19 protein-coding genes are annotated in these 21,569 nt (G+C 36.8%); 12 read left to right on the forward strand and 7 right to left on the reverse strand.

What is annotated here, in order from left to right:
* Positions 1–92 precede the first annotated feature (92 nt).
* The 4 genes from ACIR131C_RS0113235 to ACIR131C_RS0113250 form a co-directional block, all read right to left on the reverse strand.
* Positions 93–437, reverse strand: a complete 345-nt coding sequence (locus ACIR131C_RS0113235; RefSeq protein WP_035372045.1) for an STAS domain-containing protein — start codon at positions 435–437, stop codon at positions 93–95.
* A gap of 251 nt (positions 438–688) precedes the next feature.
* On the reverse strand, positions 689–1,834 hold the full coding sequence (carA, locus tag ACIR131C_RS0113240) for a glutamine-hydrolyzing carbamoyl-phosphate synthase small subunit (RefSeq protein WP_028090585.1): 1,146 nt from the start codon (positions 1,832–1,834) through the stop codon (positions 689–691).
* 96 nt (positions 1,835–1,930) lie between these two features.
* Positions 1,931–2,236, reverse strand: coding sequence for a hypothetical protein (locus ACIR131C_RS0113245; RefSeq protein WP_231395460.1), 306 nt, complete (start codon positions 2,234–2,236; stop codon positions 1,931–1,933).
* A gap of 70 nt (positions 2,237–2,306) precedes the next feature.
* Positions 2,307–2,915 (reverse strand): hypothetical protein, encoded by a 609-nt coding sequence (locus ACIR131C_RS0113250; protein ID WP_231395461.1) that lies wholly within the window; start codon positions 2,913–2,915, stop codon positions 2,307–2,309.
* A 120-nt stretch (positions 2,916–3,035) separates the two neighbouring features.
* Here ACIR131C_RS0113250 and ACIR131C_RS0113255 point away from each other — a divergent pair, with 120 nt between their 5' ends.
* A complete protein-coding gene (locus ACIR131C_RS0113255; RefSeq protein WP_028090588.1) occupies positions 3,036–4,061 on the forward strand; it encodes a retropepsin-like aspartic protease family protein in 1,026 nt (341 codons plus the stop codon).
* On the opposite strand, the gene trpD is transcribed toward ACIR131C_RS0113255, so the two are convergent.
* The gene (gene trpD, locus ACIR131C_RS0113260; RefSeq protein ID WP_028090589.1) at positions 3,991–5,037 is read right to left on the reverse strand and encodes an anthranilate phosphoribosyltransferase; all 1,047 of its coding nucleotides are present in this window, start codon (positions 5,035–5,037) and stop codon (positions 3,991–3,993) included. The two genes, ACIR131C_RS0113255 and trpD, sit on opposite strands and share 71 nt — an antisense overlap.
* A gap of 304 nt (positions 5,038–5,341) precedes the next feature.
* Positions 5,342–6,148, reverse strand: a complete 807-nt coding sequence (locus ACIR131C_RS0113270; protein WP_028090590.1) for a DNA adenine methylase — start codon at positions 6,146–6,148, stop codon at positions 5,342–5,344.
* A gap of 59 nt (positions 6,149–6,207) precedes the next feature.
* Between ACIR131C_RS0113270 and ACIR131C_RS0113275 the strand changes: the two genes are divergently transcribed.
* Positions 6,208–6,933 (forward strand): cytochrome b/b6 domain-containing protein, encoded by a 726-nt coding sequence (locus tag ACIR131C_RS0113275; protein ID WP_028090591.1) that lies wholly within the window; start codon positions 6,208–6,210, stop codon positions 6,931–6,933.
* 227 nt (positions 6,934–7,160) lie between these two features.
* Here ACIR131C_RS0113275 and ACIR131C_RS0113280 read toward each other — a convergent pair whose 3' ends face one another.
* Entirely contained in the window at positions 7,161–8,342 is a 1,182-nt protein-coding gene (locus ACIR131C_RS0113280) for a helix-turn-helix transcriptional regulator (protein WP_028090592.1), read from the reverse strand.
* A 207-nt stretch (positions 8,343–8,549) separates the two neighbouring features.
* On the opposite strand from ACIR131C_RS0113280, the gene csx18 reads away from it, so the two are divergent.
* The 10 genes from csx18 to ACIR131C_RS0113335 all read left to right on the forward strand — a co-directional run bounded on the left by csx18 (position 8,550) and on the right by ACIR131C_RS0113335 (position 21,323).
* Entirely contained in the window at positions 8,550–8,825 is a 276-nt protein-coding gene (gene csx18 / locus ACIR131C_RS0113285; RefSeq protein WP_028090593.1) for a CRISPR-associated protein Csx18, read from the forward strand.
* A gap of 14 nt (positions 8,826–8,839) precedes the next feature.
* On the forward strand, positions 8,840–9,832 hold the full coding sequence (gene cas1 / locus ACIR131C_RS0113290; RefSeq protein WP_028090594.1) for a CRISPR-associated endonuclease Cas1: 993 nt from the start codon (positions 8,840–8,842) through the stop codon (positions 9,830–9,832).
* 20 nt (positions 9,833–9,852) lie between these two features.
* Entirely contained in the window at positions 9,853–10,134 is a 282-nt protein-coding gene (gene cas2 / locus ACIR131C_RS0113295; RefSeq protein WP_028083680.1) for a CRISPR-associated endonuclease Cas2, read from the forward strand.
* Positions 10,135–10,929: 795 nt separating this feature from the next.
* A complete protein-coding gene (gene cas10 / locus ACIR131C_RS0113305; RefSeq protein WP_028090596.1) occupies positions 10,930–13,980 on the forward strand; it encodes a type III-B CRISPR-associated protein Cas10/Cmr2 in 3,051 nt (1,016 codons plus the stop codon).
* Positions 13,980–15,161 (forward strand): type III-B CRISPR module-associated Cmr3 family protein, encoded by a 1,182-nt coding sequence (locus ACIR131C_RS0113310; RefSeq protein WP_028090597.1) that lies wholly within the window; start codon positions 13,980–13,982, stop codon positions 15,159–15,161. Before cas10 ends, ACIR131C_RS0113310 begins: the two co-directional genes overlap by 1 nt.
* Complete coding sequence (gene cmr4 / locus ACIR131C_RS0113315; protein WP_028090598.1) at positions 15,154–16,029, forward strand: type III-B CRISPR module RAMP protein Cmr4; 876 nt, start codon at positions 15,154–15,156, stop codon at positions 16,027–16,029. Before ACIR131C_RS0113310 ends, cmr4 begins: the two co-directional genes overlap by 8 nt.
* Positions 16,030–16,043: 14 nt before the next feature.
* Positions 16,044–16,556, forward strand: coding sequence for a hypothetical protein (locus ACIR131C_RS0113320; protein WP_196811762.1), 513 nt, complete (start codon positions 16,044–16,046; stop codon positions 16,554–16,556).
* On the forward strand, positions 16,556–18,286 hold the full coding sequence (locus ACIR131C_RS0113325) for an RAMP superfamily CRISPR-associated protein (RefSeq protein ID WP_028090600.1): 1,731 nt from the start codon (positions 16,556–16,558) through the stop codon (positions 18,284–18,286). The genes ACIR131C_RS0113320 and ACIR131C_RS0113325 overlap by 1 nt, the downstream gene beginning before the upstream one ends.
* A 39-nt stretch (positions 18,287–18,325) precedes the next feature.
* A complete protein-coding gene (locus ACIR131C_RS0113330; RefSeq protein ID WP_028083686.1) occupies positions 18,326–19,807 on the forward strand; it encodes a hypothetical protein in 1,482 nt (493 codons plus the stop codon).
* Positions 19,791–21,323, forward strand: coding sequence for a hypothetical protein (locus tag ACIR131C_RS0113335; RefSeq protein WP_028090601.1), 1,533 nt, complete (start codon positions 19,791–19,793; stop codon positions 21,321–21,323). The genes ACIR131C_RS0113330 and ACIR131C_RS0113335 overlap by 17 nt, the downstream gene beginning before the upstream one ends.
* Positions 21,324–21,569 lie beyond the last annotated feature (246 nt).

A 21,569-nucleotide genomic window follows, 5' to 3' on the forward strand; every position in this document is an offset into this window, starting at 1 on the left:
AATTACCACAATCAAAGATAAATTTTTGCTCTGTTAAAATTAAGCTATCCTTTAACATCGGATAGCCTAATTTAGATTTTCCACCCAAATAATCAAGATGCGTTGAGATTTGCTAAGGCCTCCTCAACTGTCCCTTGTAGGGAAAGAAACTTTTCTAAACGAACAAGCTTAACGGTTTGGGTGACGCGAGCATTAGTGACAATTTGTAAAGTGCCATTGGCAGTTTGAGCTTGCTTGGCCAACTGTACAAGCGCACCCAATCCAGAACTATCCACAAAGTCTATTTGTGAAAGATCCAAAATTATGTGTTTTGGACCTTCATCAATTTTACTACCGAGTGTCTTCCGAAATGTTGGCTCAGAGAAAGCGTCTAATAAGCCTGTGAGGCGGAATAGCTGACAGTTATCCCGGAGTTCGCGTGTACCTCTCAGGCTCACGGTTAGATTTAGTGGTTCAGCTATAATTTCCTCCTCATGCTTTTTACTAAAAGTAAACGTTCTAGTATAGATGGTTTGTGGGCAATTTGTCCATGACTAAAAATTCGAGATTTGAGATTTGAGATTTGAGATTGTTTTGGGTTTAGGTTTTAGCACTGCTGGCATAAATCCCAGTTGTCAATGCGTAACTCCTGGCCTTTGTGGTTTAATCCGGGGGTTCAATCTCAAATCGCCAATCCAAAATCTCAAATTTATTGACGTGCTGCTTGCATTTCTAGCACAAACTGTTCAAACAGGTAATCAGCATCATGGGGTCCAGGACTGGCCTCTGGATGATACTGAACAGAAAACACAGGTAGAGATTTGTGTCGCACTCCAGCTACAGTTAAATCGTTGAGGTTTAAATGGCTGACTTCAACGGTTGTAGTTGGTAGGGAGTCTGGGTCAAGGGCAAAACTGTGATTTTGGCTGGTAATTTCTACTCGCTTTTGCAGTCCCGCCGGTTGATTTAAACCCCGATGTCCAAATTTTAGTTTAAAGGTTTCTGCTCCGAGCGCGTGACCTAAAATTTGGTGTCCCATACAAATGCCAAACATGGGTTTTTGGCTGTCTAGTAAGGCTTTGGTGGTGTTGATACCTTCTGTGACGGCAGCAGGGTCTCCAGGTCCGTTAGAGAGAAAAATACCATCTGGATTGTATTTGAGAATTTCTTCTGGTTGTGTATCGGCAGGAACAACTATAATACGACAACCATAACTGGCTAAACGCCGCAAGATATTCCGCTTGATTCCAAAGTCTAAGGCCACAACGGTGTAGGTTTCGCTAATTTTAGCTACCGCTTGGGGGTTAAATTCCCAGGGGGCTGTTGTGGTTTCTTGCCATTCATAAACGGCTTTTGTAGTTACTTTTTTGACTAGGTTTAAACCTGTCATGTTGGGAGCAGCTTGTACCATTTCTAACAATTCTGTTTCATCGAGAATTGCTGTGGAAATACCACCATTCATTGCTCCACACATCCGAATTTTCCGAGTTAGCGATCGGGTATCTATGCCATAAATGCCCGGTATTTGGTGCTTTTGCAGGTATTTGGGTAGGGATTGGCTGGAACGCCAGTTACTTGGTTTGTGACAAATATTCCGAGCGATCGCTCCCTGAACATGAGGTTTATTAGACTCTTCATCTTCATTATTAATACCAGTATTACCTAATTCTGGATAAGTAAAAATAACGATTTGTCCACAGTAGCTAGGATCGGTTAACACTTCTTGATATCCGGTCATACCAGTGTTAAATACGATTTCTCCAATGGCAGTCCCCGTAGCACCGAAGGACCAACCGCGATAAGTGGAGCCGTCTGCTAGGACTAATAGCGCCGGAATTGTTTCAGATAGAGGCATAGATCGTTTGTAATTGGTAATTGGAGAGATAAAGGGGTTTTATATCTTCTATAACTTATTTTTTTAGAAGACTGTAAAGGTATATTTTCTCATGGTTTATGAAGGTGGGGACTCTACAATATTCATTTCTATAATTGTCAGTTGTTCTTTCAAGTCCTGGTCGCTAGGTCTTTTAGGATATTCTTCATGGGTATAAACCCATACAGGATAGACAGAACAAGAAGCTTGATGAACAACATACATAAATCGGCCTCTACGAGAAGCGCCTTGAAGTTCCGGCATTAAAAACCGAATTTTTCTAAATTCAAAATCTGGTTTGTAAGCACCTTTAGGGAAATTCTCGCTATCTGATTCATCAAAAAACGGATCTTTGGCAAGAGTCTCTGTATAATTTTGTATCAAAGTCTCAAATGAATCTCTAGCTCTTTTGTTTTTTTTGTAGTGAGTTTTAACAAGCCTAATAAGACTAAGCTTAAACTTCGGCAATGGCCTCATCGAATATATTTCGCAACCAGACACTACTATCCTCCGGCTTTACTTCTGGAATCCGTTCGTAATTTAAACGCAATTCCTCTAAAGTATCAGATAAAACAGCCTGATAACCGGGATCATCTTGCTCAATACAATCAAGAATTGTCTCAACCAAGAAATCAATAGCATGAACACAAGCATCAAAAGATTCTCGTTGGGAGGTAAGATTCAAAAAGAGCAAATAAATTTTTGATTTGAGAATCTCCAAAAACCCTGTAGCTTTCTGGGTTGGTTCAATACAAGAGTAGGCAAAATCTCTTAAGTAATCACGTTGTTCAGTCGAAAAATTGCTCCACTCGGTTTTGATCTCTCTAGATGCTTTTTTTAAATGTGAAGCAATTTCATCAAATTTTGAAGTAGAAGCAACCTTATTGCCCCGAACTTGATAAATTTGATCAAAATCAATTAAAACCGCGCTAGACATGATTAATACCTCTACTTGTATATAAATGATAGTTTTGAATATTTCCATACCATATTCATCGGCAACCAAGAACTTTCCCGTAATTACTATACAAACAATCTTTTGCAAAAAACCATATATATACACATATTACCAGAAATTCACAATCAAAACTTTAATTTTGCAATGATTAAACGGCCAAGCATTTTTAATTTGGTGGCGGGGTTAAACTTGGTAAGAGCAGCCAGGGCGGTTAAAATATCCATTATGCTTAAATACTCTTTGTCTCGTCTAGCCCTCATTCCTTGTTCGGTTAGTTTAGCGTTTCTAACTGCTGCTTGTAATCAAGATCAGCAGAAAATAACCACGGATGAATCTAAGCCATCTTTGGCTACTGGGAGTTTGGCCGCAATTCATTCTCCTAGTCAGTTTACACAACCGTTGGTTAGTCCCACATCAAACCCATTAGAATCTTCTCCAACTCAATTAAGCACTTTGGAAATGGCTCTCGATAAAGCTGCTGGTGCTAAAAGTATCAGCCAATCTGCTGTATCTGTGGATGATTGGAATTTGGTAATCAGTCTGTTTCAAGATGCGATCGCTCTCATGAAAAAGATTAAGCGTAATAGTAGCAATTTCGCCTTTGCTCAAAGCCAAATTGTTGAGTATCGTCGGGAAATTGCTTATGCTCGTCAACAAGCTAAACCAACAAATTTAACATCCTCCCTTACCCAGCCACAACCAGTGATCATTGATGTTCCCAAACCACCAACTCCTATTCAAAGCTCAAAACCTCTATCATTACCTACTTCTGCCCCATTAGCAATGCTACCTCGCCGAAATGAGGTAGTTATTGTCCCAATTAAGCGGCGGATGGGTGGTACACCAATTATTGAAGTTACTTTCAATGGTACACAACAATTTGAAATGATTGTAGATACAGGTGCAAGTGGGACAGTAATTACTCAGAAGATAGCAGCGGCTTTAGGTGTAGTACCAACCGGGAAAGCTAAAGCTAATACCGCTAGTGCTAAAGCTGTGGAATTTCCCATTGGCTACCTTGATTCCATGGAAGTCGAGGGTATGAGGGTAAATAAAGTTTCAGTAGCGATCGCTGGTACGGAATTAGAAATAGGACTTTTAGGACATGACTTTTTCGGTAATTACGATGTAACTATCAAACGTCATGTTGTAGAATTTCGTCCCCAAACCCACTCAGAAGCTAACCCCCCAGGAATTGAATTAACTGTTCCAACTTTGTCCAGGGACTACCGCTTTGTAAAATTTCCTTAGCTAGAGTCACCCCCTGAGCATGATTTAACCAGGGAACAACCCCGGCTACTTGCAATGCTAAAGCAGCATTTAACGCTACTATATTTTGTTGTGGTTGCGTTCCTTTTCCCTGCAAAACTTCTTTGAGAATTACAGCATTTTCTTGTGCATTACCACCCTTAACAGCGGTAATGTCAGCAGCTTTGACATTTACCTCCTGGGGATTAAGAGTAGTTAAGGATACTTGACCATCCTTCAAGATCGCCAAATCAGTAATATCACCCAAACCAGCCTCGTCTAATTTTTCTCGACCATGTAAAACAATAGCCGTTTGTGTCCCCAGGAGATGCAAAGCTTCAGCCATAGTAGCTATGAGTTTCGGATCAAACACACCAATCACCTGGCCAGTAGGATTCAGGGGATTTACTAAAGGACCAAGTAAATTAAATACGGTTCTTACCTTGAGATTTCGCCGTAAAGGGGCTACTGCTTTTAGTGCTGGGTGCCACCCCGGTGCAAATAAAAAGGTAATTCCCACCTCTTCGACTGCTGCTTGGACTTTTTCACTGGTAGCAGTCAAATTAACTCCCAACGCTTCCAAAACATCAGCGCTTCCCGTGAGACTAGAAGCAGAACGACTACCATGTTTAGCCACCCGTACACCAGCAGCAGCGACCACAAAAGCCACAGCGGTGGAAATATTAAATGTAGAAGCGCCGTCACCACCAGTACCACAAGTATCAATTAATGGCAGAAATTGGCCATGGTCGCTTTTATTGATAGCCACGGAAGATAGAGATTTTAAAACCTCTCCCATGCCTGTTAATTCTTCAGCACAAACACCTTTAAAATTTAAAGCCATTAAAATCGCCCCGGATAATTCTGGGGGAATAGCTTCCTTTATCCACCCTTGCATTAATTCTGCTGCTTGGCTGCGGGATAATGATTGACCTTCTAATAATTGTTTGAGTAAGTTAGACCAAATAGTAAAATCCATGGTTCGGGTTTTTGATAATGTTGAATATAATTTTACCGACAAATGGCTTTTTGTTTCACGCACAGGCGCGGAGAAAGAAGGCAAAGATGAGTTTAATTTATTACACACTTAGCGACTAGAAATCGCTGCTACCAAAGTTAAACTCACCTGCATGGGTTTAAAACCTTTAAAACCTTTAATAACTTGAATTTTGTCTTAGTCTACGCAGGTAACGAAAAGTAAAGTTGCCCAAAACCGTCACAGCGAAGCCTCTTCCCTGTCACCTATTCCCTCGTCATAACGACAATTTTTAACGCCAACCTACTTAGTAATTACTAATGAATAGTTCTTGGCCTTTTTCGGCTTTTTTTTGTTTATAGTTATTCATGCCATATTGTAGTTCCCATTCAATGATATTTGCCCATTTAAAGTTTTCTCTTATTTCTGGACAATCATCATAGGTAATTAACCAATTGTGGGGACATTGTTTTAAGTTTAAAGCAAATCTTTGATGATCAAATCCTGTATGTAAATCGCCTTTTTTACCATATAATTTAGATTTCTCCGCTTGGAAATAAGGAGGATCTAAAAATATGAATACATCTTTCCCTGGTTCATTTATAAGATAAGTATAATCTAAATTGGTGATTTTGATATCTGGTGTTAATATGTTTTCTAATTTTTCCAATCGCTCTATTGATGAATTGGTAAATCTTTTGTGGAAAGATTCTAAAGAAAATCCTCCTGATTCTATAGTTCCTGAAAATGTAATTCTATTCAGAACAAAAAAGCGCGTTGCTCTTTCTAAATCTGATAATGTGTTAACATCTACACGGGCTAGTTTAGCAAAGAGTAATTTTCCGTCTTGGTAATTTTCTTTTACTTGACGAATTTGAGAAACTAATTTAGATAAATCAGATTTTGCCAAATGCCAAAATAAAAATAATTCTGGATTTAAATCGTTAATGGAAATCTTTAAATTGGGAAATTGTTGTTTGAGATAAATGAAAACTGAACCACCACCAACAAAAGGTTCTCTGAATTCGGAAAACTTTTTTGGAAGACATTCGGCGATACTTTTAATTGCTCTAGATTTTCCACCAGGATAACGGAGAGGACTTTTGATATTCATTGTGTTTAAATCTTAAAAAGTGATAATATGAATTATACACTCTCTTGTTATATCAGCTTATGAACCGTTCAACACCCTATCAACCCTTAATATTAAGAATTTTGCATGGTATCAGCGGAACTTTAGTAATTGGTGCAATTATCAGCGGGTTTCTAATTTACAACACTTTTGACAAAAGATTTGGATCTATCCCCATTCCTAAAATTAATCCTATTCAGGATATTCATGGCACATTAGCACTATTTTTCTTGATTTTACTGCCATTTTTCGCCCTTTATAGTTTTCATGCCGGTAAAAGACGCTTATTACAACCAGACTCTATGCAAAATCTCACTCAAATTGGCAGACCAATTTGGTGGGTAAGTTTGCAACGTTTAGCAAATACTAAAATGTTAATTGCTGCGGTTTTAGCAGTAGTCTCTGGTAGAATGATGCAAGAAGAATGGCTACCCACAGGAGAATTTGATCATATTTGGTATTCTCTTCATTTAATAGCTTGGTTAATCATGATTTGTTGTTTAGCAATTCATGTTTTGATGTCAGCTAAAGTTGGTGGTGTGCCATTATTACTGTCAATAATATCATGGAAATTCCGCCCGGAAGATAGTCCAGGGAATTGGTATGGTCGTTTCCGTAGTTGGTTGGGTAATTTTTCTGATCATATTCAGGAAGAAATTAATCAGTTTATGGGCGGTAGTTTATTATTGAAAATAATTGAGGTGATTGTTTTGTTAGGAATTATTACTGCGTTTATTTTACCAGTGTTTTTCTCAAGTGAAAAATAAAGTCTATCTTTATCTAGGTTTTAGATACAGCAGTTATCCGTTTATGAAGTACAGATATTAATAATAAAACTCTTGTGGTGCGGGCATCTTGCCCGCATCAAGTGTACCTCACTCAAACTGAATTTGCTGTAAGTAACGAAAAGTAAAATTGCCCAAAACCTATTCCCTATTCCCTGTTCCCTGTTCCCTGTTCCCTGTTCCCTGACCACACAAGTAAATTCACAGAATCAAACCAGATTCCTATAGCGGTCAAGTAAAGCTTGTGCATATTTGTGGTGTTCTGCCACTAATTTAGGAGGAGATAATACTTGGGCTTTATCCATATAACGATAAACCCAGCGACTAAATTCATTTAAAGACCGACTTGGTAAATCTACAGCATATTCTATATAAGAATATTGCCCATTTTCAATATATCTAGCGGTAATTCTTTGGCGAGGATGACGACGTTCTCCTTCTAAAATAAATGCTGATACTGGAGGATAAAAACGGACTTTTACCTCAATAAATTTGAGGTTTCCTGCTAATTCAGCTTTTTGAGGTTCTGGGTCGCCTAAATTTAAACCCCAGCCATTTTCTAGTAGTTTATATGCTGTAACTAAACTTTCTCTTTGTTTTTCTAAACCCCGTGGTGGTATTTTCACAAGATCACAACGACTATTCAAGCGGTTAACACGCCCCATAACTAAATGTCCATTTTCACAAAGTTCATAAAGTAAATACCAAGCAATATCATGATATATTAACTGTAAAGGAAATACTTGAAACCGCCCGGTATGACCAGAACCATATAAATCTTTGGTACGAGAAATTTCAATAGCTTGTCCCTGAATAATAGCTTGTTCTAATAATGGTAATTGATGAAATAATGTATCGCGGTTTTCTCCCTGAGTCGCCATTTCTTCGGGGTCGGTATGAATAATAGCCCGGTTGAGATGTTGACGAGTCGGATAAAAAAGTTCCCCTTCCAGGGACTTATCTAAACCACGTAATCTTTTACTAAGACTTTCATAAATGCGTCTAGCTTGGGCATCACCCTGATATTGTGCTTGAGATGCTAAGGCGTTAAATGCTACTTTTAATTCTGTTATGGAAAGCGCACATGTTCCTAAGTAATATCCCCAGCGATACATTCGTTGGTCAAGAATAGCGTAACGTCTGAGGGTTTCTAAATCTTTCCGTAATGTAGAAGTTGCTGGATATTCTGGGGGTAATTCTATGTTTAATTCTACTGCTAACTTTTGCAGATATGCTTTTACAGAACTAATTGCATCATGATTTTCATTGTTACTAGAGTCGAGAAAATCAGGACTACCGACACCGGGATATTTTAATAATGTAGCAATTAACAGCAGCAAACGTTCAAAGGCCAAACGTTCTGTATAGGAATGGGTAGGTTTTTTAGACATGGTAAATCACTGGCAGAAATTTATAGTACATTAATATCCGTGTAAAAAGAAAATATTTAAACTATTGGTAGAAATTAGCTGTAACTGTTGTCAACATTGCGTTAGGTAAGATAACTATCATAATTTAGTTTATAGTCTTTTTCTGGCTTTTTGCTAATTCTGCGGTTATGGTAATCAACAGGATCTTGAAGTTAGCTTTTTTACACTATGTATATTTCTCGACGTTCTGCTACATTCAGAAATGTTTCTATATCTACTGTGAATGGTGGTATTACTTTAGTGATTTTGTTGATTGCACCTTTGGGTTTAGCGGCAGTTATTATTAATACTTTATTGGTAACAGTAGCTACTTATATAGTTGCTAGTGCAGCAGATAGAGTAGTTTTGTGGTTAGAACCGGAACAAAATGCAGAATTAACCTCTTCTGGAACAGGTGAATATCGTTCTGCTAAAAAATCTCATTTACAACGTTGGTGGCGTTAATAATTGATAATTCCATGCAGACCCTTTATGTTTCTGAACAGAATTGTTATGTCTGTTTACAGAAAGAAACTTTATTACTTAAACAAGGGGATACTGTTTATATTGAAGTACAGTTACCTTTGTTAGAACAAATTTTGATTTTTGGTCAATCGCAAATCACAACCCAAGTGATTCGTGCTTGTTTATGGCGGGATATTCCCATTGCTTATTTATCAAAAATGGGTTACTGCTATGGCAGAATTTTACCCATTTCTAGGGGATACCGCCAATTATCCCGTTATCAACAACAATTATCCCCTATAGACAGGTTAATTACTGCTAGGGAACTTGTTAAAGGTAAGTTAAAAAATAGCAGAGTGCTATTAAGAAGACAGCAGAAAAAACGAGAATCAGAACTTATAGAACGGGTTTTAGAAAGTTTAGATTATTTAGCTGCACAAGCGGCCACAGCAGATAATTTAGAACGGTTAATGGGCTTTGAAGGTGCCGGTGCGGCTCAATATTTCTCGGCTTTTGGTGAATGTCTGACTAATTCTGATTTTGTGTTTTCTGGTCGTAGTCGTCGCCCACCAGGAAACCCTGTCAATGCTATGTTAAGTTTTGGGTATCAAGTGCTGTGGAATCATCTTTTAGCATTAATTGAAATTCAAGGTCTTGACCCCTATTATGCTTGTTTACATCAAGGAAATGATGGTCATGCGGCTTTGGCTTCTGATTTAATTGAGGAGTTCCGCGCTCCTTTGGTAGACTCTCTGGTAATGTGGTTAATTAATCGCAAAATTATGGATGTTAAGGCAGATTTTGAGTTTAAAAATGGGGGATGTTATTTGAATAATTTGGGTAGAAAAAAGTTTTTACGGGGGTTTTTGCAAAGAATGACAGAGGAAATTAAAACTGATCAGGAAATCAAGCAACCAAAGTGGGATTTATTAACTCAACAAGTCAAAGCTTTTAAACAGTTTGTTTATAATCCCAGTCACCATTATCAATGTTATCGAATTGATTGATTTTTTCGGATATTTGTGTTATGTTTTTGTATGTGATTTCCTACGATGTTCCTGATGATAAACGCCGAAAAAAGATAGCTGATTTATTAGAGGGTTATGGTCAGCGGGTGCAGTATTCTGTATTTGAATGTCAGTTAAGTAGGGAAAAGTACAATGATTTCCGTCGTCGGTTAAGGAAGATTGTCAAGTTGGAGGAGGATAATGTCAGGTTTTACCCTTTGTCTCGACATACTCTTTCCCAGGTGGAAACTTGGGGGGTGGGTGTGCCTGTGATTGAGCCTCCGGGTTCAATTATTGTGTAAGTAGATTGGCGTTAAAAATTGTCGTTATGACAAGGGAACAGGGAACAGGGAACTGGGAACAGGGAAGAGGTTTTAAGCAACTTTACCTTTCGTTACTTATGTCGGTTTTTTTCCGTTCACCTACTTAGTTTTTCCGAATGTCAGGTAAAATGGCTGTAATGTTGATTTTTTGGTTGGGAACTTAGGTCGCTTGCTGGGTAAGGGTTTTGGGGGGTTTTTTCCGCTGTCGGTTGGTGGTTTTAACACTTTTTTTCCTGACCTTCGGAAACTGTCTCTGGACACCTTGCTGGGTAAGGGTTTAAAATTGAGGGGTCCCCACTCGCTGGGGACATTAATTGAATGGAAACGGGTATATGCTTGACACTAACTGTAATAGGTTTTGGTCCCCACTCGCTGGGGACATTAATTGAATGGAAACGCGAATATTTCGAGATTTTGATGTAATCTACCTCTTTTTCGTCCCCACTCGCTGGGGACATTAATTGAATGGAAACAACGCTCATCAGCAGTATATATAAATACATAATAAAATATGTACTGATATTTTGAGAATCAGTACATTTTAACTATCAATCAATGTTTGGTAAGGGAAATGCTGTAACTTGATAGCAGCATAAACAAGAACCAATGTCAAAGAAAATAAAATATTTTTAATAAAATCCTCAAAGTCAGGAAAAGCGTACAGAGTAAGGGTTAGAGCAAATATTACAAAAATCTTGAGATATTTTAGATTCCTAGACAAACACTGAATCGCGCTCTTATAATTCATCTATAAGCTAAACAGGGGATCTACCGATGACAGCAGAATATTGGCGGGCTAAGATTTGGGGGTTATTACATGACCCTGTATTAAAAGCGTTACATAACAATAGCGGACGGGGTAAAAGTAGCTTCTATGAACAACTAGAAGTAATGAAAGCTTGGGTTGAGACAGGTAAAACCCCAGATCAATCAGGTGGTAAAGTATTAAAAAATATCCTCTTAGCGGATTATATAGCCTCAGCCAGTGACAGGTCAGCCCTGGGTAGCGTCACAGCCAGTATCAATTATGCCCCAGGTAAAAACCCAGAAAGGGGATTAGAAATCACCCATTTATTATCTGGTGCAAAACAGGAATTTAAAATCAAACTTCATACAGAACTTATAGAATCTAAACGTCAAGAATATTTAAAGAAAAAAGAAGAAGAACTATTAGCAGAAATAGACAATCATTTAAGAACTGATATTAAAAACATCAAACATTTATTTTGGTGGTTATGGCGTTGTTTACCCCAAGCAACCTGTGATTTATTTGATAAAGATAATTCATTAATGTTAATGCCGGCAGAAACTCGTTTACCCGATGCTTCTATTTGGAGTCATTTGAGTATGACATCAGCTTTAGCCGGTGCATTAGCAGGATATGATTTAACAGCAGACCAAATACAACGTTGGCAAGGAAATGATGAATTATCTCATCCCTATTTAGCGGTATTTAGTTTTAGTCCTGTACAGGAATTAATTAAATCTAGTCGCAAAATGCGAGATTTTTGGGCAGGTTCTTGGTTATTACATTATCTATCAGCTAAAGTTTGTTGGAAACTCGCCAACCAATATGGACCAGATACTTTACTTTATCCTAGTTTATATCAACAACCATTAATAGATCATTGGTTATTGCAAGAAATTGAAAGGTTGAAAAAAGAAGAAAAACTTGATTTTGATTTTACCGAATGGGTAAAACCACCATCCCATGAATCATTATTAACTGCCGGATTTCCTAACGTTATATCATTAATTTTACCTAAAGACAAAGTTCACGCTGCCATGCAGACAGCCCAACAAACGCTGTTAGAAGAATGGTTAATAATTGGGGATTTAGTATTAAATGAATTGCAAAATGAACGTCATTGGATGAGACAATTAAAACCAGATCATAATAGTTGGCAAGGTTGGTTAAAATCCCAATGGCAAGTTTACTGGACAGCATTACCCATAGGTAAAGGTAAACAATTCAAAACTGCTGCTATTCCTGAAAACGTTGATGATCAATTACAAAATTGGCTAAATCAACAAAATCAAGCCTATAATGTCAGTGAAAAGCAAAAGTTATTTCAATCACAAGAACTAAAATTTTTACGGGAGGCTTATGATAAACGGTTAGAAGAACAACATAGAAAATTTAGCGTTAACGTTGGTTCATGGTGGGGTTATATTTTCGACGCAACCCGCGCTAGTTTAGCAGCAGTTAAAAATGCTAGAAATTGGGAACTTCCCACAGCCTTTGGACCACGTTCAACAATTTCTGGTATTGGTCCAGTTGTCAGTCCTGGTAAAGATGGAAAAGACTGGATAACAGAAGGTGATACTAAGGAATCATGGGAAAAACATGATGCAGGTTTTTTTGATGGTACAGAACAATTAAACGCTACGGAAGTTGTCAAACGTTGTTTGCATGAAATTTTGCCTGATTTATTAGGCATAAAAAAAGAAGATATTGCAGCATCTTATCCAGATTTAACTTCTGGAGTTGCTGGATATTTAAGAGTTAATCAAACAAAACAACAAGAAAATTTTGATCATGCTTGTGAAGCAATAATCAAGGCATTTCCCAGTACCGAAACAATAATTGACCAAATGTACAAAAAATGGGGTATTCCTTGGATAGATAGTTCAGAGTCTCAAAAATATCATTGTCGCTTGTTAAATGCTGGCTGGTTAGTGGAGGATTTACAAACTCCAGAATTAAAGATATTACAAATACAATTGGAGAAAGCTAAGGAAGAAAATAAGGAGGTAATTAGAAAACAAATCATTGCGAAAAAACGTGATTATCGTGAAGACATTCAAAAGATAATTACCGAACACTATCCTAAGAATAATCCATCAGATTGGTATGTATTAGCAGCAGGTGATGGTGATAGTATGAGTGAATGGTTAAAGGGAATAAAACTAAAAAATTACGGTGATTATATACCATCAGAATTATCAGTTAATTTGGAGAGTTTTCCAGAGTTTTTAGCCATTCAAAAACGCATGGGACCTAGTACCCACAATGCATTAAGTCGCGCGTTATTAGATTTTTCTAATCAATTAGTTCCCTATTTGACACAAAGCCGTTATGCAGGTAGATTAATTTATGGTGGAGGTGATGATGTTTTAGCTTATACCAATCTCTGGGAATGGGATAAATGGTTATGGGATATCCGTCAATGTTTTAAAGGTGCAAAAGACCCCCGTGAAGAATTTAGTAATAAGGGTGATTATTGGCAATATTTAAAAGATGATGGTAAAAAAGTTGGTTTAGTTGACCGTCCATTATTTACAATGGGTAGCACGGCTACAATTAGTTTTGGTATCGTAATTGCCCATCATTCTGTACCCTTAGCAATAGCTTTAGAAAGTCTCTGGGACGCGGAAAAAAAAGCAAAAGATCATGTTTATATTGATAACAATGGTGAAAAAAAAGCCAAAGACGCTGTACAAGTGCGGGTATTATACAGCAATGGTAATACCTTAAAATCCACTGCTAAATTTTGTGTTTTTCATCAGTGGCAACAATTAATCACAAATGATTTAGAAAGTGCGATATTTGAACAAGCTGCCAGTTTATGGAGTCAACACCCCGCACCGAGTTTAGAAGCTATTGTACCTTGGACAAAGGCATTTTGCGATCGCCGAGATCAATTCCAAAATGATAAAAATTCCACCTTAAAAACAAAGTTTCAAAAACAGTTAGCGGACTTTTTCACAGCGTTGTTTATTACTACCGAAACCAAACAACTAGATAATGAAATCCAAAGTTGGTTAAAACTAGCGGCATTTGTCAAACGTAACCGTGATATAAAAGTAGGAGGTGAGAATTAATGTATTGGTACAAACTCACACCATTAGACATATTAATGTTAAGAGATGCTAAACCATTTTCACCACAAGAAAGGGCATGGGCTGGTAGTATATTTCCTCCTAATGGTCATACTATAGCTGGTGCATTACGGGGTTTATTAGGAGACGAGAGATTTAATATAGTTGGTCCATTCCTCTGCTATGAAAACACAGAAAACACCCTATATCTTCCCCGTCCTTTAGGTTTTGTGAAATCTGTACCCCTTGTTCCTTTAACTTGGGAAACCAAATCTCATATACATAATGCTTTATGGGATAAAACTCAACCTTGTCCATTAGTTAAACCTCATAATAGTAAAGATGATGATGATGATGATTTGGTTAAAGGCAATGGAGTAGAAACAAAATTCAGACAATATTTACCATCCTCTGTTGTTAAGAAATATTTAAAAACGGGGAAAATAGATAAAAATGATTGGAACATAATTAAAGACAGTCATGAGGATAAACCTTGGGAAGAAGAAACCCGTTCTCATAATAGCATTGAACCGGGAACAAAACAAGTTAAAGATGCCGATGGTTACTTTGTAGAAAAGGCCATTCGTTTACATCAAAATTGGAGTTTTGCCATAGGCATTAATCACGAAATTACAACACCTGCGACAATCAGATTAGGAGGAGAAGGACACAGAGTTATAGTAGAATCTTGTCCAGAATTGGGGGAACAATGGCAAGAATTAAAAACTATTTCAGATGGTAATTTTCAAGCTAATACTAAACAAGCTGATACTAAAGATGATAGCAAATCAATAGCTTATTTAGTTACTCCTGGAGTTTTTGAAAGACCACATGAAGATAAGCAGAGAGGAAAAGTTAATTTATGTCGTCCTTATCCCTGGGAATGGAAACTCAAAGACGGTATTTTTGTGAGTATGTCCACAGATAAAGCAGTACCAATTAGTTGTAGAATTAGGGGGAAAGAAGACAATACAAAAAGCATTACAAAAAGCATTCCTGCACCCCAGGTTTTTGCAGCACCACCAGGGACATTGTACTTTTTGGAAAAACCTCAAGGATTGTTTCAGGATAATGAAAGTTTAGCAAATGAGCAAAAAAATCGTGTAAACAATTGGCGACAATTGGGTTATTCGGAAATGTTGTGGATTAAATATCAAAAAATAGGAGAAAAAGAAAATGGTTGATTTTAGAGTTGGTTATATGTACAGTCTTGCACCTATTCATTGTGGGGGTGAAGGAGACTTAGGTAACATCTTAGAAATTGCCCGTGAAGTACATACAAATTTCCCTTATGTACCCGGATCTTCTTTACGTGGTAGCCTGAGAGATGAAGTAAAAATATTAGATGAAATAGCAGCAGAAACTCTATTTGGCAAAGAATTAGATAAACAAGGTCAAATGGGAGTTCATCAAGTTTGGTTTGGAGATGCAAGATTGCTATGGATTCCTATGCGAACCATGTCAGTTAATAATAGAGATGTTTTTATTTGGGTTAGCTGTCACTCATTAATTCGTGATCATGCCCTAATTTCACGTCAAAAAGCGGCAATATTTCCTAATCATGCTGTGGGTAATCGTGCAGGAGTTTATTCTGTCGCTGATGCTCAAATCCAAGTTGCATTGTTATCAGATGAGCAAAAACAAGCTATTTCTTTAACAGGATGGCCAGATTCATTAAAGAATGCTGTTAAACCTACTTGGGACAGTAATTTAATTGTTTTACCTGATGCTGATTTTCAAGTATTAATGGAACATTCCCTCTGGACACAAGTTCGTAACAAAATTCAGGATCATAAAGAAGGGGTAAATCCAGAAGGTTCTGCTGAGATTTTTTGGACAGATATTTGTATTCCCAGGGACACTATTTTTTATTATCCTTGGGGTTATAGTTTACTCAAAGATAATCCCATAACAGAAAAACAACACAACTTACTAATTAGTATTTTGCAAGAGTTATTTCAAGTAGGTGGACAAGCCAATGTAGGACGGGGTTGGGTTCAAGGTTGGACAAATCATCTTACATCACCCATTAAAGACACAGTTACAGCCTAAAGGAATATAAAATTATGCCCCAAAATAAGCATCAACATAAACCTCATCCTCAATCTAATCCTCCAAAACCTCGAACTCCTTCTGAAAATGTGAAGGTCGAAACTGTTAGGAGCGATAATAACTCCTCTCTAGTTTTACCAGAACAAATGAGTTTATCTGCTCACGAACATATTCAAAAGTATTTGAAAACATACAACAAACAGAAGTTAGATAAAAATGATTTAACTGCTGTTTTAAGATTGTCTCAACATTTAAGAGTTTTTGGTCTACTGTCTGCGGTTGGTTATCTAAATCAAGCTAATGCTCAAGGTGGTGAAGTAAGAGAAAGAACTGTACCAGTGTGGGAATCATTACTAGGTCAGATGGTAGCGGTAGATAAAAATCAACTACCTAATAAAGAACAATTAATGAGACAAATAGTAGAGATGACTGGAAGGCAGCCTCAAGAATATATCTTAACTTGGCGGAAATCTTTGTTATTAGCTAACCATTGGAATTTTTGGGCTAGAGCCTATCAGGAGGATTAATGTATACTGGAATTGAATTAATTAATTTACTGGAAAAGCAACATCAAAAGCGATCGCAATCTGGCTTATTTAAAAAAGGCACTTTTACGATTCAATGGCGTGCTAAAGTTGGTTCATTTCCCCATCCAGATGTAGAAACTATAGTTTCTGCTGGTGAACCTTGTGGTGCGTGGAGGCCAAATCAAGGACGACCAGAAGATAAACGGAATGTTAGTCAAAATTGGGAAACGTTGAAAAATTTACCTTTACATGGTTATATTCCCGGTTCTTGTATCCGAGGTTTAGTAAGAGCATGGGCAAAACAAAGACCAGAAATTAAACCAAGAATGTACCAGCTTTTAGGGCATCAAGACAATGATAAAATTACTGCTGGGAAAATTGAATTTCTTGATGCTTGGCCAGAAACGGCAACTAAATTAAGTTTAGATATTGTTAATCCTCAACAAGAATTTCAGGTATATCATCAGGGACAATGTACACCATTATCTCTTTATACTTTAGGTAATGGTAAAGATAGAATTGCTGTGATAGTTGCAATGAGAGGAATACCAGGAAAAGCTACAGAAGAGGAAGTAAGCGAAGTTTGGGAATGGGTACAACAAGCGCTAAGTCTATATGGTGTTGGTAGTCGTACTGCTTCTGGATATGGCACTTTAAAAACTTCCAGTTCTTCACAAACTCCTACCCTTGATCCTGGCCATGCTGTCAAACAATTTGAATTTAGTCTTTATAGTCAAGGTAGCGCAGGTCCAGATACTAGAACAATGGAATTACGTCCTTCACATTGGCGGGGTTGGCTGCGTTCTTGGTTAATGCGGTTTTTCTTGGGAGTAATGCCAGAAAATCTCGCTAAATTAACTGTGGCTGAACTGATGGGAGAGATAGATGCAGGAGATGGCAACAGTCGCAAAGGTTGTGTACGTCTGCAAATGATTCAAGGTAAACCATGGGAGGAAAGGTCTGAGAATCAACCATCTTTTTATCTATGGAAAGGTAAATTACAAATTAGCGCACCAAAGGATATCCTCAATAAAATCATTTTGCCAATCATTCGTTTTGCAGTGATGGTTGGCGGTGTTGGTCGGGGTTGGCGTAGACCATTACATATATTTCACATGAATAATAATGGTAGAGCAGCTTCTAGAGGAACACAGTTAATATTGACTCATAAATTAAAAGATCAAAACACTGGTGAACTGAAATCTAAAAACTTTGGTTTACCTCTTGATACAACAAGTTGGACAAAAGCTTATAGTGATTGGTTAACAGCAGTAAGAAATCATTGGAGTGACAGAATATCAATCAATAATCGTAACATTAGAGCCGAAGTTTTTTCACCTACTACTTGTGCAATTTATGTAGTTCCTGGTCCCGATGAGAACCCCATAGATGTTAATTCATTAGAATGGGAAAATGTAGATGCAGTTGATACCCGTGGGGATGGAATGGATTTAATTTATCAGAATAATGAAAATCAAAGGTATAAACGTAATCCAGATTTAGGAGGTAATGCAGCAGGTGGAGGAAATGGACATTGTTCTTGGGTAAGTATTAAACGGGTCAATATTCCCAACATACAAGAAGAAACCAAATGTCAAGAAATTGTTTGTTTATTTATGGGTGGACAAACACCAAATGCTAATCATGTGCGATCGCGCTTTATCCGTGATTTAAAAAATATCAATGGTAATGTACATTTATTTGGTGTACAACCTCCAGCAGAAATTTAATACTCTAACTAAAAACTACCAAATACAACTTGATTAAATATGAAATCAGTTTTAATTGCCACAATCGGTACTAGAGATTTAATGTTCCAAATCGCCTCCGGTGAATGGTTCAATATTGGTAATGATAGAGTCCAAAATGGGGAAATTATTGCCGAACAATTAGAAGTAATTTCTGATTTAGGTTTAAAGGATAATACGACTTTTCGGGATTTAACTAAATACCTATTAGATAATATTGAAAAATATGTAGATCGCATCCAACCGCCAATTATTGGTAATATATTTCTTGAGCAAGCATCAAACATTGAAAAAGTTTATTTGATAGCTACTGATCAAGAAAAAAACGTTACACAAAGAGAAAAAGATACATTATATTCAGCCGAACTAATTAAACAATGGCTGATGCACAAATTTAGTCATTTTCATAGTGACAATATTCACATCATTTTACTGGGACCCGATGGTACTAACCCCTCAATATTTGAGGATATATTTAGTTGGTGGCGCAAAATTTGGAAAAACACAATTACAGTTAATAAGAATCAGTCTATTTGGGTATGCTTAAAAGGAGGTGTAGGTCAAAGTTCTGAAGCAGCAAGAATTTCAGGACTAAGTTTCTATGGCGATCGCATTCAGTTCTTTGAATTTAAGGAAAATACACGCGCAAATCGTAATGGTATCCCGTCAGATTATAGTGGTCCATTTTTAGGTACTAACTATCTTTGGGATAGAACCCAAAAACAGGCTTTAAAATTATTAGAAAGCTATGACTATACAGAAGCTTATGATTTACTAGAACCTTATTTTCAACAACCATCTGCTAATTTTGGAGCGATACCTGATTTATTAAAAGCTGGTAAATTATGGAATCAAGGACAATTTGAAGGATTCTTATCTCTTGCTCAAAGTTCTACACAAATATCTAGTGTAGAAGGCAGATTATGGATGGCTTATGAACAGGCTTATTTAGGTGTAATTCGTCTTAAACAGATGAATACCACAGAAGCAATGCTACACAGTTATAGAGCCATTGAAGGTTTATTGTATTGGTGGGCTGCTGATTCTTTTCCCGATCATATTGAAGAAAGAAAAAATCAATATCCTTTAATTAAAGATTCTATTTTCCAAAAATATCCATCTTTAAAAAGACATTTTTACAAACCAGACCGCAAAACAGAAGTAAATTTACAAGGATGGTTATTAGAAGATTTATTAAATCTAGTTATTCCTGAAACCACAAATAATATTGATTTTCAAGCATTTTGGGAATCTGCAAGAAACACCAGAAATACTTTTTCTCATCGCTTAGGTGGTTTAGCAGAACAAGATGTTTTTACTGCTTGGGGTGAGGATATAACCGACTCACAACAATGGCAAAAAAGGATTTTAAATTGCATTAATTTAGTCACTGGAGAATCATTTAGTACCCTATATAAAGCCAGTTTATTTTCTCAAATTCACAAACAAGTTTTAGAAGCAATACAAAAACAAGAAATTATTAATTATGACAACAACAAATAACACAAATCAAGTTAGCACCCTGATTATTACCGTAGGAACTCGACAAATAGGCTGGCGGTGTCAAGATGGTATTATCCGTTCCTTTGGTGCAGATGGTAATATTAGTTATCCTCCACATATCAACGAACTCTATGAAGAATTGGGAATAGAACGGGGTAAACATCAAGACGAAGATGGTAAAACCTATCCTTGGAGTGGTCGAGATTTAGGTAAAAGATATTATGATTACTGTCAAGAATGGCTAGGCGGTGATTTTAGTAATGTGGAATTATTGTTAGATAAAACTGTCATTGAAGGAGGAGTAAAACAAGGTTTAAAACATATTATATTATGGGGAACTGACCAACCAGAAAGTATTACTTGGAACTTTCGCCGATTAGATACTTTATGGTTAGCAGAATTAATGAAGGGAAAAATTAAAAGTTTATTTCCTGATGTCAGAGTTGATGTTCACGCCCCAAAAATTAACGCTGGTAATAGTGATGAAATTCGAGAAGAATTAGAACAACTGGTTTTAAAAGAAGCTATCAATGCTAACAAAAATCAAGAATTTATTCTCTGGATTCAAACTAAAGGATGTACCCCTGTAATTGCTTCTAATGTAGAAATTTGTGCAGCCGCTTTAGTACGTCAATATCAAGTATTTAATGCTAATCCCGATGAACCAAAGGAATTTTTTACTACTTTAGAAAATGGTTTAATTACTGCTAATCATTCCCAGAGTTTTCAACTTATTACGATGAGTGAATATTTCTGGGCTTTAGAAAAGGTAAAAATTAAATCAGCTTGGGAAAGAGGTGATTTTTCAGAAACCCAAATTTGGCTAAAAGTCCATCAAAATCGTCATTTAGTATTATATAAATTAGCTGGTTTTTTAGCAAAATACAATAATTGGGAATCTGAATCTAATCATGATTTTTACCAAAAACTTAAAGATTGGATAGGTTGTAATGATGTTAGTAAAATAACTGATTCAGAACAAATCATCAATTGGAAAACTCAACTGCAAAAAATACAAACTGATGATCTTAGCAAACTTTGGGAATCAACAATCATCTTAGAACTTTCTCTAAAACGAGAAAATTACACCACTGCATTTATTCAGTTTGTGCAAATTTTAGAACGGTTATTATATATTCAATCAAAAGCCGAAAATTGGACTGCTAAAGGTTGGATAGTAAGTAATCAAGATGAACCAGGTCTAGTAGAATTAATGCAAGGTTGGTGTATTTACAAAAAATTTAAAGAAGATAATAAATGGTCAAAATTAATGACTGATATTAGGAAGAAACGCAATAAAATTATTCATAAAGGGGAATCAGTAAATGCCAACCAAGTTGGTGATATTTGGGCTAAACATAACTTTGATGGAATTAAAATACCAACACCCCCACAAATCATTAAAAAACTGATGACGGATACATTCAAAGAAATCAGCACTCCTCCCAATTTGAATAACTTATTAATGCGTTCTTTGTATCAGTGGGGATTGCAATATTTAGAGGATGCAAATTAACTAGTGATAGTTGCGGTAAGCTATGGTCAGGCTTCTGGTAATTTTAATAATCATTAGACATCTGGTGAAATTAAATATGTGTTTCCTAGAACCCTTGTAGAGACGTTCTATAGGTAGGGATTCTCGGCTCTACATTCATTTTCACCAGATGTCTATTATAAATATGCGTTTCCTAGAACCCTTGTAGAGACGTTCCATGGAACGTCTCTACTCTTGTAGTGCGGGCATCTTGCCCGCTAAATATGT

This window comes from Dolichospermum circinale AWQC131C, from assembly GCF_000426905.1.
GTDB classification, from domain to species: Bacteria; Cyanobacteriota; Cyanobacteriia; order Cyanobacteriales; family Nostocaceae; genus Dolichospermum; species Dolichospermum circinale.

What these genes read in the sequence shown, in the direction of transcription:
- ACIR131C_RS0113320 (WP_196811762.1), top strand. Translation starts at nt 16,044, where the DNA reads ATGCCCCAAAATAAGCATCAACATAAACCTCATCCTCAATCTAATCCT.
- ACIR131C_RS0113325 (WP_028090600.1), top strand. Translation starts at nt 16,556, where the DNA reads ATGTATACTGGAATTGAATTAATTAATTTACTGGAAAAGCAACATCAA.
- cas1 (WP_028090594.1), top strand. Translation starts at nt 8,840, where the DNA reads ATGCAGACCCTTTATGTTTCTGAACAGAATTGTTATGTCTGTTTACAG.
- csx18 (WP_028090593.1), top strand. Translation starts at nt 8,550, where the DNA reads ATGTATATTTCTCGACGTTCTGCTACATTCAGAAATGTTTCTATATCT.
- ACIR131C_RS0113335 (WP_028090601.1), top strand. Translation starts at nt 19,791, where the DNA reads ATGACAACAACAAATAACACAAATCAAGTTAGCACCCTGATTATTACC.
- carA (WP_028090585.1), bottom strand. Translation starts at nt 1,834, where the DNA reads ATGCCTCTATCTGAAACAATTCCGGCGCTATTAGTCCTAGCAGACGGC.
- ACIR131C_RS0113310 (WP_028090597.1), top strand. Translation starts at nt 13,980, where the DNA reads ATGTATTGGTACAAACTCACACCATTAGACATATTAATGTTAAGAGAT.
- ACIR131C_RS0113280 (WP_028090592.1), bottom strand. Translation starts at nt 8,342, where the DNA reads ATGTCTAAAAAACCTACCCATTCCTATACAGAACGTTTGGCCTTTGAA.
- ACIR131C_RS0113255 (WP_028090588.1), top strand. Translation starts at nt 3,036, where the DNA reads ATGCTTAAATACTCTTTGTCTCGTCTAGCCCTCATTCCTTGTTCGGTT.
- ACIR131C_RS0113275 (WP_028090591.1), top strand. Translation starts at nt 6,208, where the DNA reads ATGAACCGTTCAACACCCTATCAACCCTTAATATTAAGAATTTTGCAT.
- ACIR131C_RS0113330 (WP_028083686.1), top strand. Translation starts at nt 18,326, where the DNA reads ATGAAATCAGTTTTAATTGCCACAATCGGTACTAGAGATTTAATGTTC.
- trpD (WP_028090589.1), bottom strand. Translation starts at nt 5,037, where the DNA reads ATGGATTTTACTATTTGGTCTAACTTACTCAAACAATTATTAGAAGGT.
- cas2 (WP_028083680.1), top strand. Translation starts at nt 9,853, where the DNA reads ATGTTTTTGTATGTGATTTCCTACGATGTTCCTGATGATAAACGCCGA.
- cmr4 (WP_028090598.1), top strand. Translation starts at nt 15,154, where the DNA reads ATGGTTGATTTTAGAGTTGGTTATATGTACAGTCTTGCACCTATTCAT.
- ACIR131C_RS0113270 (WP_028090590.1), bottom strand. Translation starts at nt 6,148, where the DNA reads ATGAATATCAAAAGTCCTCTCCGTTATCCTGGTGGAAAATCTAGAGCA.
- cas10 (WP_028090596.1), top strand. Translation starts at nt 10,930, where the DNA reads ATGACAGCAGAATATTGGCGGGCTAAGATTTGGGGGTTATTACATGAC.